Source organism: Vibrio sp. B1-2 (assembly GCF_963888445.1).
In the GTDB taxonomy this organism is placed as follows: Bacteria; Pseudomonadota; Gammaproteobacteria; order Enterobacterales; family Vibrionaceae; genus Vibrio; species Vibrio anguillarum.
The window spans coordinates 104,792-118,828 of record NZ_CAWPJH010000033.1 but is presented as its reverse complement, the minus strand read 5'-3'; the positions used below and the strand labels follow the sequence as shown (position 1 = coordinate 118,828).

Below are 14,037 nucleotides of genomic sequence, written 5' to 3'. Positions count from 1 at the left end.
AAGTTGGCCGCCGAAGGGAGAAATCATTTCCTATGTTGAAAACCTAAATTAGTCATTAATTTTCTGATTTTCTCTTTTCCTGCATACACATCGTGTATCCATGTTCACTAGACTAACTTCGCAACAGAAAACATCAATGAGAACTTAATTTTTATCTAAAAAAATATGAGCTACGGCAAACTTTGACCAAGTAAGTGATCAAGATCTAATAAGTCATAAAACAAAATATAAAAACAAAAAACTCATTAATTTTCAAAGCGATGAAAAAACAATTACACTAATAGCTTGAAGTGCATCGCAATAATAAATTGAAAGAGAGTAAAGTTCTGCTTGATTGGCATCGAAGAAAATGAGGGCTTTTTTTCTAATTACTGGACATTTTAATGTGGCGGTTTGAGATAAAAATAAAGCCTCAAAATTAATTTTGAGGCTTTATGAAGGAAGGGATGCTTAAAAAATTAGCTTTTCATTAACTCAAGCAAATCTTGTTCGCTGCGAATTTCGATCCCTAGTTCTTGCGCTTTTACTAATTTTGAACCGGCCGCTTCTCCGGCAAATAGTATATCGGTGTTTTTAGAGACGCTTCCCGTTACTTTTGCGCCAAGCTCTTGTAGCGCCGCTTTCGCATCACTTCTAGAGAGTTTCGACAAGCTCCCCGTCAAAACCACCACTTTACCAAGTAAAGGGAGAATCGCATCTTGGCTCGGCTTTTCGATATTAGGCCACTGGATACCGAGTTCGATCAATTCATTAATCACCCGTTGGTTTTTATCTTGCTCAAAAAAAGATGTGATATGACTCGCAACGACAACTCCAACATCTTGAACTTCAAGTAGTTCTTCATGGGTTGCTTGGCGAATTTTGTCTAATGACCCGAAATGGAGCGCAAGATTCGCCGCCGTCGCTTCCCCGACTTCACGTATGCCCAATGAATACAAAAAACGGGGTAATGTGGTCATTTTGGCGGCATTCAGTGCATTAACGATATTTTGTGCTGATTTTGGTCCCATACGCTCTAACACCGTTAGCTGCCCTGCTTTTAGACGGAAGAGGTCCGCGGGCGTGCTCACCATCTCTTTATCAACAAGCTGCTCAATCACTTTTTCGCCTAAACCATCCACGTCTAACGCTTTGCGAGAGACAAAGTGCTTTAATGCTTCTTTGCGCTGAGCTTGACACACTAACCCCCCTGTACAACGGGCGACAGCTTCACCTTCAACACGCTCAATGTCAGAGTTGCACACCGGGCAGTACTGCGGGAAAACAATATCGACCACTGTATCAGAGCGTCTGTCTAACAACACAGAAACAATCTGTGGGATAACATCGCCTGCTCGACGAATAATAACGCTATCACCAATTTTCACGCCTAGGCGCTCAATTTCATCAGCGTTGTGTAATGTGGCATTGCTGACGGTGACTCCCCCCACAAATACAGGTTCTAACTTCGCAACAGGTGTAATAGCCCCAGTACGGCCCACTTGAAATTCAACATCGTTCAGGAGCGTTATTTCTTCTTGGGCGGGAAATTTATAAGCAATCGCCCAGCGAGGCGCCCGCGCGACAAAACCGAGCTTTTGTTGCAGTTCAATATCATCAACTTTAATCACCACGCCATCAATCTCATACGCGAGTTGAGCGCGACGAGTTAAGATACTTTGGTAGTACTCTTTCACTTCATCCATTGAAGAGACTAGACGTGTTTCAGGGCACATCGGCAGCCCCCACCCTTTTAACTGCAAAAAGCGCTGATAATGACTGCTTGCTAACTCAGCGCCTTCAATCACACCAACACTGTAAGCATAAAAATTCAACGGCCTTTGAGCTGTGATTTTTGAGTCGAGCTGTCTCAAGCTCCCTGCGGCCGCATTTCTTGGGTTAACAAAGGTTTTTTCACCTTTTTTGAGTGCTTGTTGGTTCAATCGCTCAAAACCGGCTTTAGGCATGAACACTTCACCACGAACTTCTAAACGAACGGGCCACCCTTTTCCCTGTAACTTCAGTGGAATAGCACTGATCGTTCGCACGTTTTCCGTAATATTTTCACCGACCGCGCCATCCCCACGCGTGGCGGCTTGTACTAACACACCATTATCGTAAAGCAAACTCACGGCTAAACCATCAAGCTTAGGTTCGCAGCAAAAAGCATTAAAGTGGGCACTCGGTATCCGGTCTTGCATCCGCTTGTGAAAGGCATCAAGCTCTTTCTCATCAAACACATTATCTAAAGAGAGCATTGGAATTTCATGAGTCACCTGGGCAAAACCCTCTAAAGGCTTACCTCCAACACGCAAGCTGGGTGAATCCGCTGTGACTAACTCCGGATACTGCGATTCCAACTCAAGCAGCTCACGCATCAAACGATCATACTCAGCGTCAGGAATTTCAGGGTTATCTTCTACATAATAACGTACAGCATGATAATGCAGCGTCTCACGAAGTTGGCTTAATTTGTGTTCTATTGTTTGCATCATAATTCTCTCGGATCATGAAAAAAGGCTCCGACTAGGAGCCCTTAATGGTCGATGTTTATTCTACGCGTTGCGTGCGCTTTTAAACTCTTGGATTTGGCGTCGGTAGGCAGCCAATCGATCTGGCGTCATTAAATTACGCGCATCATCCAATACATTACCACCTAAATCATCGGCGATTTGCTGAGCGGTTTTAAGCATTAATTTGAAATTTTGATCAGGCTCGCCGTAGCAAGGCAGCGTCATGAAGAATGAGATACCGCGAGTAGTAAACTCCGCAGGATCATGATGTGCCAATGTACCGGGTTGCATCATGTTAGCAACACTAAACAGCACTTTCCCAGTACCTGACAGATCGGCATGCCGGTGGAAAATATCCATCTCACCATAAAGAAGGCCGTTTTGCTGCATACTGTCAAAAAGCTTAGTGCCGACAAAGGGATCATTTCCCGCACAATGCACATTCAGCACAATAACTTCCATTTCGGCTTCTTGAACGTCGGATTTTTGATTATCGTCAGCAACGACATCATCTTGTTCACTGAGACTTGAGGATTCGGTTTTCATCGATATTGAGGGCACATCATCGAGTTCATCAAGCACATTTTCAGGTTCAAAACTTGGTGAATAACCGTCAATGAGAGGGTCAACCGCTTCACTAAAATCTGGCTCTTTACGTACTTTGCGAATAATTTCGAAATCATCTTCCGGAGCAAATGAACGCTGGGTCGCAGATTGTGTATCATCGTGATCAACATCAATTTTACCAAGAGGCTTATCCTCAAACTTGGACTTCCCTTCTTTCTTACTGGTCCAAAGACCATGAAATAGCAACGCGGCTATCGCTAGCGCGCCAACAATTATGAGTACGAATCGCAATTCCTGCATGTTTCACTCTCAGTTTCTCGATGCATGGTTATTCTCAGCTTTACCAGCTTGAATTGAACGTGTCACCAACGTGGGTTATATCGGTCTATCGGGGTACTTTACCAAAAGTTTGTACCGATTTAGAACAACTTAATGTGAGAAGTTCAATACATGATGTGATTTTCACCACGCTTTTCTTCTTCGGCAGGTTGAGTAGAATAGCTTTTTAGTATTGATTAACAGATATTCACATGGATAACGGTATGACACTTAAGCAACGTTCAGGTTTTGGATACTTCTTTTTTGGTCTAGAGCTAGCACTGACCCCCGGCATTCGGCGCTTTGTGATTCTGCCATTACTCATCAACATCATTCTCGTCGGCAGCGCTCTTTTTTACTTATTCAATCATCTCAATACGTGGATAGAACAGTTTATTGGTCAAATCCCTGATTTTTTATCTTGGCTAAGTTACGTTTTATGGCCATTGCTCGCGATCACTATCTTAGCCACGTTCTCCTATTTCTTCAGTACGCTGGCTAACTTCGTCGCTGCACCATTTAATGGGCTACTCGCAGAAAAAGTGGAAGAAAGATTAATTGGCGCTCCAATCAACAGCGATGGCATCTGGTCTATGGTCAAAGATATCCCACGTATCCTCGCAAGAGAGTGGCGAAAATTAATCTATACCTTACCCAAAGCAATCGGTTTGTTCTTATTGCTCCTAATTCCTGCCTTAGGACAAACCTTAGGCCCTTTGCTGTGGTTCATTTTCACTGCATGGATGTTAGCCATCCAATACTGTGACTACCCATTTGACAACCACAAAGTGAGCTTTAACCAGATGAGACACAATTTGAAACAAAAACAGACCAAGGCGTATAGCTTTGGTGTTTTAGTGTCGATTTTTACCACCATACCCATTGTTAACTTAATCGTCATGCCGGTTGCTGTATGCGGGGCAACAGCCATGTGGGTTGGTGAATTTAAAAACAAACTGCAGTGATGGTGCGAGGGAGATTCAACCTGCATATCCCTCTATAAGTTATAACTTTTTAATCCTTTTACGTTTTAAGGTTAACACCTATTCTGCATCTGTATCCACTCACGTGTCTTATCAGACCGCCAGGCACATATAACGTGTGTAATAAAGGAATATCGCAATGAGCAAAATTTACGAAGACAACTCTCTGACTATTGGTAACACTCCTCTTGTTCGCTTAAACAAAGTCAGCAAAGGTAAGGTACTGGCGAAAATTGAAGCGCGCAACCCAAGCTTTAGCGTGAAGTGCCGTATCGGTGCCAACATGATTTGGGAAGCAGAAAAAGCTGGCACACTGAAACCTGGCGTTGAACTTGTAGAGCCAACCAGCGGTAACACCGGTGTTGCTCTTGCATTTGTTGCAGCTGCTCGTGGTTATAAGTTGACACTTACTATGCCTGAATCAATGAGTTTAGAGCGCCGTAAACTGCTTAAAGCTTTAGGAGCCAACCTTGAACTCACCGAAGCGGCGAAAGGCATGAAAGGCGCAATTGCTAAAGCAGAAGAAATTGTTGCCAGCAACCCTGAAAAATACTTGTTGCTGCAGCAATTCAATAACCCAGCCAACCCACAAATCCACGAAAAAACAACAGGGCCGGAAATCTGGGATGCAACTGATGGTGAGATTGACGTGTTCGTTGCAGGTGTCGGAACCGGTGGTACTTTAACGGGCACAAGTCGCTACATTAAGGGCCCAAAAGGCAAGGCTATCATCTCAGTTGCGGTTGAACCTGCGGAGTCGCCAGTCATTGCTCAAGCACTTGCTGGAGATGAAATCAAACCTGCGCCACACAAAATCCAAGGTATAGGAGCAGGATTTATTCCTGGCAACCTCGATTTATCCCTCATTGACCGTGTTGAAGCCGTCACTTCAGAAGAAGCGATTGAAATGGCAAGGCGCCTCATGGAAGAGGAAGGAATTTTGGCTGGAATTTCATCAGGCGCAGCGATTGTAGCAGCGAATAGATTAGCAGAACTACCTGAATTTGAAGGAAAAACAATTGTAGCGGTACTACCAAGCTCAGGTGAGCGTTATCTGAGCACCGCACTATTTTCTGGCCTATTTACCGAGAAAGAGAACCAACAGTAATAGGTGGTTAAATCAAATTTTCGTTTAAAAAAGCCCCATACAGGGGCTTTTTTGTTGATCCTTGCCTCACCTTTGGTAATATCACCTCGTTTTATTTTAAGCTTCGAAATAAAGAAGTCAGAAACGTATTAACTATAATGACGAATGACAACATAGATTGAAATCGTGATTATGAAATTTAAATCAGTATCAGCTATGACACTAAAACAGCGTTACTCTGCTAGCAGAACCGTTGATTAGCAGTTAAGCTGTTCTGGTGAAGAAACTAACAAAAAATAAATCAATTGGGGTATATAACATGTACGAGAAGCAAGTAGAAATCACTGCAGAAAACGGCCTTCACACTCGTCCTGCTGCGCAGTTCGTTAAAGAAGCAAAAGTATTCGATGCAGACATCACAGTGACTTCTAACGGCAAAAGCGCAAGTGCTAAGAGCCTATTCAAACTTCAAACTCTTGGCCTAGTAAAAGGTACCGTTGTGACTATTTCTGCTGAAGGCCCTCAAGCTAAGCAAGCGGTAGATCACCTAGTTGCTCTCATGGACCAACTACATTAATCCGGTCCACTATTTCAAAGCCATTTTGTGAAAACAAAATGGCTTTGTTGGAAATAGTCTACATTTTGAGCTACTAATTACCGTTAGCGCAATAGTCCACATTCTCCCGTTTACAGTTGACCAATTTAAGGTAACGCTATGATTTCAGGCATCCTAGCATCTCCAGGCATTGCTTTTGGTAAAGCACTGCTACTTCAAGAAGATGAAATTGTCCTAAATACTCACTCTATTTCAGATGACCAAGTAGAAGCAGAAGTTCAGTGTTTTTATGACGCTCGTAACAAATCTTCTGCTCAGCTAGAAGTGATCAAACAAAAAGCACTTGAAACATTCGGTGAAGAAAAAGAAGCCATCTTTGAAGGCCACATCATGTTGCTTGAAGATGAAGAGCTAGAAGAGGAAATTTTAGCACTCATCAAAAATGACAAAATGCATGCAGACAACGCGATCTATACCGTGATCGAAGAGCAGGCTGCTGCCCTAGAATCTCTTGATGATGAATATCTAAAAGAACGCGCGACAGACATCCGCGATATCGGTACGCGCTTTGTTAAAAATGCTCTCGGCATCAATATCGTTTCACTGAGTGATATTAACGAACAAGTAATTCTTGTTGCTTATGATTTAACGCCTTCTGAAACTGCACAAATCAATCTTGATTACGTGCTGGGTTTTGCTTGTGATATCGGTGGTCGTACATCTCATACTTCAATCATGGCACGTTCACTTGAGCTTCCAGCGATTGTTGGTACTAACGACATCACTAAGAAAGTAAAGAATGGCGACATGCTTATTCTTGACGCCATGAACAACAAAATCATCATTAATCCTTCAGAAGCACAGCTTGAAGAAGCGAAAAAAATTCGTGATGATTTTGCTGCGGAAAAAGAAGAGCTCGCAAAACTAAAAGACCTACCTGCTATCACACTCGATGGCCACCAAGTTGAAGTATGCGGTAACATCGGCACAGTAAAAGACTGCGATGGTATTTTACGCAACGGTGGTGAAGGCGTTGGCTTATATCGTACTGAGTTTTTATTCATGGACCGCAGCGCGCTACCAACTGAAGATGAGCAATACCAAGCTTATAAAGAAGTTGCAGAAGCGATGAGTGGTGAAGCGGTGATTATCCGTACCATGGATATCGGTGGTGATAAAGATCTTCCGTACATGGATCTACCAAAAGAGATGAACCCATTCTTGGGCTGGCGCGCGATTCGTATCAGCTTAGACCGTCGTGACATCTTGCGTGATCAGCTTCGAGGCATTCTGCGTGCATCTGCGCATGGTAAACTGCGTATCATGTTCCCGATGATCATCTCTGTAGAAGAAATTCGTGAGCTTAAAAACGCCATTGAAGAATACAAAGCAGAACTTCGCACGGAAGGCTTGGCGTTCGATGAAAATATCGAAATTGGCGTTATGGTTGAAACACCTGCGGCAGCGGCAATTGCGCACCACTTGGCAAAAGAAGTGTCATTCTTCTCTATCGGTACCAATGATTTAACCCAATACACTCTTGCGGTTGACCGTGGTAACGAAATGATTTCACACCTGTATAACCCACTTTCTCCAGCAGTTTTAACCGTGATTAAGCAAGTGATTGATGCTTCACACGCTGAAGGTAAATGGACGGGTATGTGTGGCGAGTTAGCGGGTGATGAACGTGCAACGCTACTTCTACTTGGTATGGGACTCGATGAATTCTCTATGAGTGGTATCTCTATCCCTAAAGTGAAGAAAGTGATCCGTAACTCAAACTTCGCCGAAGTTAAAGCGATGGCAGAAGAAGCACTCTCTTTCCCAACCGCAGCTGAAATCGAAGCTTGTGTGGAAAAATTCATCGCAGAGAAAACGCAATAATTCGCTAATACCAATGAGATAGACGACTAAAAATAGGTCGTCTATTGTTGGCGATTGGTATACTATAATTCGACAGAATAAAATTAAACGTTAGGAGCATGACACAATGGGTCTGTTTGATAAACTTAAGAAGCTAGTATCTGACGACAGCTCAGATGCAGGTGCGATTGAAATTATTGCCCCTCTTTCTGGTGAAATCGTCAATATCGAAGATGTGCCAGATGTTGTTTTCGCTGAGAAAATTGTTGGTGATGGTATTGCGATTAAACCATCAGGTAACAAAATGGTAGCTCCAGTTAACGGCACTATCGGTAAGATTTTCGAAACTAACCATGCGTTTTCAATCGAGTCTGATGACGGTGTTGAGTTATTCGTTCACTTTGGTATCGACACGGTTGAGCTAAAAGGTGAAGGTTTTACTCGTATCGCTCAAGAAGGCCAATCGGTTAAAGCAGGCGATACTGTTATCGAATTCGACCTAGCGCTTCTTGAAGAGAAAGCAAAATCAACACTAACACCTGTTGTTATCTCTAACATGGACGAAATCAAAGAGCTGAACAAGCTTTCTGGCACCGTCGTTGTTGGTGAAACACCGGTTCTACGTGTAACTAAGTAATTCGTTAAAATTTTTATTACGTAAAAAACGCTGCTGATTTGCAGCGTTTTTTGTTTCTACAAAAACAGCTCAAATCGCACTACAAACCTAACGCGTATTTCAACAGTTTTTCCTTCACTGGGCCTGAATGTTCGGCCAACTTCAATACCGCGTTGCGCACCAACTTTGCTGGCAAAACCTCGTTACTGAACGTTTTATAAAACAGATCCATTCCTGATTGCATCACTAAGTTATCCGGCCTTCTGCATGTTTCATAATTCCGTAATTGCGCTTGTGTTAAAGCTTCTTGATTTTGTGTCACAGCTAATAACGCTTTTACATCTTTAAACCCTAAATTCACCCCTTGCCCAGCCAGAGGGTTAATCGTGTGTGCTGAATCGCCAACCAAAACACATTGCCGTTTCGCATATGTCTGAGCATGACGACGAGTGAGGGGAAATGCCCCACACTGCAACACGTTAATATCGCCTAGTTCCTCAGGAAAAGAGGCCAACACTTGCTCCCTTAACTGCTGCTTGTTCATCGCACACAATTGGCGAATTCGTTTTGGTGAGTCATACCATACCAAAGAAGCTTGATTACCCGGTAAAGGAAGAAACGAGCGCGGGCCGGATGGAAAAAATTGCTGCCAAGTAATATCTTGCTGAGGCTGATGAGTTTCGACATTGATCAACATGCAATGGTGTCGATAATCCCACGCGGTAATACCAATTCCCGCCAGCTGCCGCACAAGAGAATTTGCACCATCCGCACCAATCACCCAAGTTGCAGTAAGAGTTGCACCTGACTCTAAAAGCACGCTATTGTGTTGGCCAAACACAATGTGCTTGAGCTTATCAGGACAAAAAACCTGCAAATTCGGGTAGTGCACAAATTGTCCCCACAATCCGATCTGAATAAGACGATTTTCGACCATATAACCCAGCTGAGGGAGGCCCAATGCATCGCTATGAAAACGAGTACGGCACTCTGGGTGCTCCCAGGTTTCTAGGCGGCGATAAGGGCAAACACGCATTTGCATAATTTCATCCCATGCGCCTAAGTCAGTAAGTAACTGAACCGAAGTTTGCGAAATGGCTGAAACGCGCAGATCCATTACTTGGTCTATTGTAAACGCTTCAGGCTCTATACCTTCGACCAGAGCAACCGTGCGACCTTGCTTAGCAAAGCCTATAGCCACTGCCGCCCCAACCATGCCACCGCCAATCACCACCACGTCAAAATTGTTCATTGTTTACACTTAATCGTCTGAGTTTTGAGTCGATTTTCATTGTACGTTTTCAGCTCTTTTTTGCGAATTTTTTTACACAAAAACCCTGCACTTTCTATGGTGAAAATCTAGAGATGACGGAACATGCGAGAGATTTTATTGGATGACTAGTCAGTGACTTTTTAAAGCAGTACAATACGCGGCTTACCGCCGAGATGGCGGCTACAATTTGAGCATTAGTTCAACCAATTTAGACCAATAAGACGAGCGAAAGTGAGATGAGTAAGAAACTGCTAATTAAAACCTGGGGCTGCCAGATGAACGAATACGATTCATCAAAAATGGCCGACCTGCTTAACGCTGCAAACGGCTATGAGCTAACGGAAGAGCCAGAGGAAGCAGATGTATTATTACTTAACACCTGTTCGATCCGAGAAAAAGCACAAGAGAAAGTCTTTCACCAACTGGGTCGTTGGAAAACATTGAAAGATAAAAAACCAGGCGTCGTGATTGGCGTTGGCGGCTGTGTTGCAACCCAAGAAGGTGATCACATCCGTGAACGCGCTCCTTTTGTTGATGTTATTTTTGGCCCGCAGACCCTACACCGTTTGCCAGAAATGATAAAACAATCGCAAACCAACGATGCGCCAGTCATGGACATTTCGTTCCCAGAGATTGAAAAATTCGACCGTTTACCAGAACCAAAAGCAGACGGCGCAACTGCATTCGTCTCTATTATGGAAGGGTGTTCAAAATACTGCACTTACTGCGTAGTACCTTACACTCGCGGTGAAGAAGTCAGTCGCCCGATGGATGATGTGTTGTATGAAATCGCGCAACTCGCGGCGCAAGGTGTACGCGAAGTCAATCTTTTAGGACAAAACGTTAACGCATACCGTGGCCCTATGCACGATGGTGAAATCTGTTCATTTGCCAATCTGCTACGCTTAGTCGCCTCTATTGATGGTATTGATCGCATTCGATTCACCACCAGCCACCCACTCGAATTTACCGACGATATCATTGCCGTTTATGAAGACACACCTGAGCTAGTGAGTTTCCTGCACCTTCCGGTACAAAGTGGTTCAGACCGAATCCTAACCATGATGAAGCGTCCACACACCGCGATTGAGTACAAATCCATTATTCGCAAACTGCGTAAGGCGCGCCCAGAGATCCAAATTAGTTCTGACTTTATTGTCGGTTTCCCCGGTGAAACAGATAAAGACTTTCAAGATACAATGAAGCTGATTAAAGACGTTGATTTTGATATGAGCTTCAGCTTTATCTTCTCCCCTCGCCCGGGTACGCCAGCCGCTGATTACCCATGTGATTTATCAGAAGACGCCAAAAAAGAGCGCTTATATGAACTGCAGCAAACAATCAACGCACAAGCGATGCGTTACTCACGTTTGATGTTAGGTACAGAACAACGCGTATTAGTCGAAGGCCCATCTAAGAAAAATCTAATGGAGCTTCGCGCCCGTACCGAAAATAACCGTGTCGTTAACTTTGAAGGCTCCGCCGATCTGATTGGCCAATTTGTCGATGTAAAAATTGTCGATGTGTTTGCCAACTCACTGCGTGGTGAACTGGTTCGCACTGAACAAGAGATGGATCTTCGCACCGTGATTTCACCAACGCAAATGATGGCGAAAACACGTCGAGAAAATGAGCTAGGGGTAGCCACTTTTACACCTTAGGTTTAAGCATAATGTCATACAGTGCTCGATCATAATCGGGCACTGTACCATGGCAAACTGAGAGGCAACATTGAGCAATAAAATTGTTACGCTAGAGATAGATCTAGAACCTTCAGACAACCGCCGTCTTGCTAGCCTGTGCGGTCCATTCGATGACAACATCAAACAATTAGAACGCCGTCTTGGTGTTGAAATTAATCACCGCAGCCAGTTTTTCACCATAGTCGGTAAACCACACACTGCCGCGGCTGCGTTGGATATTATCAAATCTTTGTACGTTAATACCTCACCCATACGTGGTCAAATTCCCGATATCGAACCAGAGCAAATTCATCTAGCCATCAAAGATTCAGGGATCCTTGAGCAGCCGTCTGAATCAAGTATTCAACATGGCAAAGAAGTCTTCATTAAGACCAAAAAAGGGCTGATCAAACCGCGTACGCCTAACCAAGCTCAGTATCTCGTTAACATGGTGACGCACGACATCAGCTTTGGTATCGGCCCAGCAGGGACAGGTAAAACCTACTTAGCCGTTGCCGCTGCAGTTGATGCGCTAGAGCGCCAAGAAGTTCGTCGAATTTTGTTAACACGACCGGCGGTTGAAGCAGGTGAAAAATTGGGCTTTCTACCCGGTGATTTAAGCCAAAAAGTCGATCCATACCTACGACCGCTTTATGACGCGTTGTTTGAAATGCTTGGCTTTGAGCGAGTAGAAAAGCTCATTGAACGCAATGTGATTGAAGTTGCGCCACTCGCTTACATGCGCGGACGTACACTCAACGATGCTTTTATTATTTTAGATGAAAGTCAAAACACTACCGTTGAACAAATGAAAATGTTCCTGACACGGATTGGGTTTAATTCAAGAGCCGTTATTACGGGTGATGTGACACAAATCGATTTGCCGCGTGGCGCTCGTTCAGGTCTTCGCCATGCCATTGAAGTGCTCAATGAAGTTGACGAAATCAGTTTCAACTTCTTTTTGTCTGATGATGTCGTACGTCATCCAGTGGTTGCTCGTATCGTCAACGCTTACGAAAAATGGGAAGCTCAGGACCAAAAAGAGCGTAAAGCTCAAGAGCAACGTCGTCGTGAAGAGCGAGAAGTAAAGTCTGTGGATGTTTATACTGAAGTGAATACAGTAACCGCAACAAAAAACGTTGGTGAATAATGAGTATCGAACTAGATTTACAATTAGCGGTCAAAAATGAGCAAGGGTTACCTACTTTTGATGATATCAGCCATTGGTTAACTCACGCGGTGACCCCATTTCAGGAACAAGCGGAAGTCACTGTGCGAATTGTTGATTCCGAAGAGAGTCAACAGCTCAATCGCGATTACCGAGGAAAAGATAAGCCGACCAACGTGCTATCCTTCCCTTTTGAGATGCCTCCGGGCATAGAGTTGGATCTGCTCGGTGACCTTGTCATTTGCCGCCAAGTGGTGGAACAAGAAGCCGATGAGCAACAAAAACCGTTGATGGCACACTGGGCTCATATGGTTGTACACGGCAGTCTACATCTGCTAGGTTATGATCATATCGATGATGATGAAGCCGAAGAGATGGAATCTCTTGAAACTGAAATTCTGCAAAAAATGGGCTTTGAAGACCCGTATATTGCTGAGAAGGAATAGCTCCAGACAATGAAGCTAGTACCGCTAAAGTCGGTACGATACGTGTGCTATCACACATCTGATAGCGAGGAAAATTAGAGAAACAATGAACGAAGATAACCCCCAGAATTCTGAAGGTCCGAGTAGAAAGTCCTTCTTTGAACGCCTAGGCCAATTATTTCAAGGTGATCCGAGAGATCGCCAAGAGCTTGTAGATGTGATCCGCGACTCTGAAATCAATGACCTTATCGACCATGACACAAGAGATATGCTTGAAGGTGTGATGGAGATTTCTGAGATGCGCGTGCGTGATATTATGATCCCACGCTCACAAATGGTCACTATCGATAAAAACGATGACTTGGATACCTTAATTGCGCTGATCACCGATGCTCAGCACTCACGTTACCCAGTGATCAGTGAAGATAAAGACCATGTTGAAGGCATTCTACTAGCGAAGGACTTACTCAAATATTTAGGTTCAGACAGTGCACCTTTTAACATTTTAGAAGTGATCCGCCCGGCAGTCGTGGTACCAGAAAGTAAACGGGTTGATCGCTTATTGAAGGAGTTCCGAGAGGAGCGTTACCACATGGCGATCGTCGTGGATGAATTCGGTGGCGTGTCTGGCTTAGTGACCATTGAAGATATTTTGGAAGAAATCGTTGGCGACATTGAAGACGAGTTCGATGATGAAGAACAATTGGATATCCGTAAGCTCAGCAAACATACTTTTGCAGTTAAAGCGCTGACCACCATCGAAGAGTTTAACGAAACCTTTGGTACTAAGTTCAGCGATGAAGAAGTGGATACTGTAGGGGGATTGGTGATGACGGCCTTTGGCCACCTGCCAAGCCGTGGCGAAGTTGTAGAGATCGACAAATACAGCTTTAAAGTCACCGCAGCAGATAACCGCCGAGTGGTTCAACTGCAAGTCACTATTCCTGATCTTGAATCACTTCCAGTGATAGCAGAAGAGTGACATAACCCCATTCACATCAGCAGAA

Annotated in this window: 12 protein-coding genes; 9 read left to right on the top strand and 3 right to left on the bottom strand. The window is 44.0% G+C overall.

The genetic code is table 11. The annotated features are described in order from the left end of the window. Nucleotides 1-458: 458 nt before the first annotated feature. Both ligA and zipA read right to left on the bottom strand, forming a co-directional pair. Nucleotides 459-2,474 carry an NAD-dependent DNA ligase LigA gene (gene ligA, locus AACQ75_RS10500; RefSeq protein WP_170888607.1) on the bottom strand — a complete coding sequence of 672 codons (2,016 nt, stop codon included), beginning with the start codon at nucleotides 2,472-2,474 and terminating at the stop codon, nucleotides 459-461. A 60-nt stretch (nucleotides 2,475-2,534) separates the two neighbouring features. Beyond that, complete coding sequence (gene zipA / locus AACQ75_RS10495; RefSeq protein WP_019282600.1) at nucleotides 2,535-3,359, bottom strand: cell division protein ZipA; 825 nt, start codon at nucleotides 3,357-3,359, stop codon at nucleotides 2,535-2,537. Between the two features lie 230 nt (nucleotides 3,360-3,589). Here zipA and cysZ point away from each other — a divergent pair, with 230 nt between their 5' ends. From cysZ to crr, 5 genes are all read left to right on the top strand, one after another. Beyond that, nucleotides 3,590-4,342 (top strand): sulfate transporter CysZ, encoded by a 753-nt coding sequence (cysZ, locus tag AACQ75_RS10490; protein ID WP_013857322.1) that lies wholly within the window; start codon nucleotides 3,590-3,592, stop codon nucleotides 4,340-4,342. Nucleotides 4,343-4,499: 157 nt separating this feature from the next. Continuing rightward, nucleotides 4,500-5,468: a cysteine synthase A gene (gene cysK, locus AACQ75_RS10485; RefSeq protein ID WP_170888606.1), complete on the top strand. Its 969-nt coding sequence runs from the start codon at nucleotides 4,500-4,502 to the stop codon at nucleotides 5,466-5,468. A gap of 298 nt (nucleotides 5,469-5,766) precedes the next feature. Next, nucleotides 5,767-6,024: an HPr family phosphocarrier protein gene (locus tag AACQ75_RS10480; RefSeq protein WP_026027491.1), complete on the top strand. Its 258-nt coding sequence runs from the start codon at nucleotides 5,767-5,769 to the stop codon at nucleotides 6,022-6,024. Between the two features lie 138 nt (nucleotides 6,025-6,162). Continuing rightward, nucleotides 6,163-7,887 carry a phosphoenolpyruvate-protein phosphotransferase PtsI gene (gene ptsI, locus AACQ75_RS10475; protein WP_096036198.1) on the top strand — a complete coding sequence of 575 codons (1,725 nt, stop codon included), beginning with the start codon at nucleotides 6,163-6,165 and terminating at the stop codon, nucleotides 7,885-7,887. Between the two features lie 106 nt (nucleotides 7,888-7,993). Next, nucleotides 7,994-8,503 carry a PTS glucose transporter subunit IIA gene (crr, locus tag AACQ75_RS10470; RefSeq protein WP_094124745.1) on the top strand — a complete coding sequence of 170 codons (510 nt, stop codon included), beginning with the start codon at nucleotides 7,994-7,996 and terminating at the stop codon, nucleotides 8,501-8,503. Between the two features lie 79 nt (nucleotides 8,504-8,582). On the opposite strand, the gene AACQ75_RS10465 is transcribed toward crr, so the two are convergent. Beyond that, nucleotides 8,583-9,734, bottom strand: a complete 1,152-nt coding sequence (locus AACQ75_RS10465) for a 2-octaprenyl-3-methyl-6-methoxy-1,4-benzoquinol hydroxylase (protein ID WP_170888605.1) — start codon at nucleotides 9,732-9,734, stop codon at nucleotides 8,583-8,585. 257 nt (nucleotides 9,735-9,991) lie between these two features. Between AACQ75_RS10465 and miaB the strand changes: the two genes are divergently transcribed. The 4 genes from miaB (at nucleotide 9,992) to corC (ending at nucleotide 14,012) form a co-directional block, all read left to right on the top strand. Further along, a complete protein-coding gene (miaB, locus tag AACQ75_RS10460; protein WP_013857327.1) occupies nucleotides 9,992-11,416 on the top strand; it encodes a tRNA (N6-isopentenyl adenosine(37)-C2)-methylthiotransferase MiaB in 1,425 nt (474 codons plus the stop codon). A gap of 70 nt (nucleotides 11,417-11,486) precedes the next feature. Then, entirely contained in the window at nucleotides 11,487-12,587 is a 1,101-nt protein-coding gene (locus AACQ75_RS10455; RefSeq protein WP_170888604.1) for a PhoH family protein, read from the top strand. Beyond that, nucleotides 12,587-13,051: an rRNA maturation RNase YbeY gene (gene ybeY / locus AACQ75_RS10450; protein ID WP_013857329.1), complete on the top strand. Its 465-nt coding sequence runs from the start codon at nucleotides 12,587-12,589 to the stop codon at nucleotides 13,049-13,051. Before AACQ75_RS10455 ends, ybeY begins: the two co-directional genes overlap by 1 nt. A gap of 85 nt (nucleotides 13,052-13,136) precedes the next feature. Next, a complete protein-coding gene (gene corC, locus AACQ75_RS10445) occupies nucleotides 13,137-14,012 on the top strand; it encodes a CNNM family magnesium/cobalt transport protein CorC (protein ID WP_010317353.1) in 876 nt (291 codons plus the stop codon). The last annotated feature ends 25 nt before the right edge of the window (nucleotides 14,013-14,037 follow it).

What these genes read in the sequence shown, in the direction of transcription:
- ligA (WP_170888607.1), bottom strand. Translation starts at nt 2,474, where the DNA reads ATGATGCAAACAATAGAACACAAATTAAGCCAACTTCGTGAGACGCTG.
- zipA (WP_019282600.1), bottom strand. Translation starts at nt 3,359, where the DNA reads ATGCAGGAATTGCGATTCGTACTCATAATTGTTGGCGCGCTAGCGATA.
- cysZ (WP_013857322.1), top strand. Translation starts at nt 3,590, where the DNA reads ATGGATAACGGTATGACACTTAAGCAACGTTCAGGTTTTGGATACTTC.
- cysK (WP_170888606.1), top strand. Translation starts at nt 4,500, where the DNA reads ATGAGCAAAATTTACGAAGACAACTCTCTGACTATTGGTAACACTCCT.
- AACQ75_RS10480 (WP_026027491.1), top strand. Translation starts at nt 5,767, where the DNA reads ATGTACGAGAAGCAAGTAGAAATCACTGCAGAAAACGGCCTTCACACT.
- ptsI (WP_096036198.1), top strand. Translation starts at nt 6,163, where the DNA reads ATGATTTCAGGCATCCTAGCATCTCCAGGCATTGCTTTTGGTAAAGCA.
- crr (WP_094124745.1), top strand. Translation starts at nt 7,994, where the DNA reads ATGGGTCTGTTTGATAAACTTAAGAAGCTAGTATCTGACGACAGCTCA.
- AACQ75_RS10465 (WP_170888605.1), bottom strand. Translation starts at nt 9,734, where the DNA reads ATGAACAATTTTGACGTGGTGGTGATTGGCGGTGGCATGGTTGGGGCG.
- miaB (WP_013857327.1), top strand. Translation starts at nt 9,992, where the DNA reads ATGAGTAAGAAACTGCTAATTAAAACCTGGGGCTGCCAGATGAACGAA.
- ybeY (WP_013857329.1), top strand. Translation starts at nt 12,587, where the DNA reads ATGAGTATCGAACTAGATTTACAATTAGCGGTCAAAAATGAGCAAGGG.
- corC (WP_010317353.1), top strand. Translation starts at nt 13,137, where the DNA reads ATGAACGAAGATAACCCCCAGAATTCTGAAGGTCCGAGTAGAAAGTCC.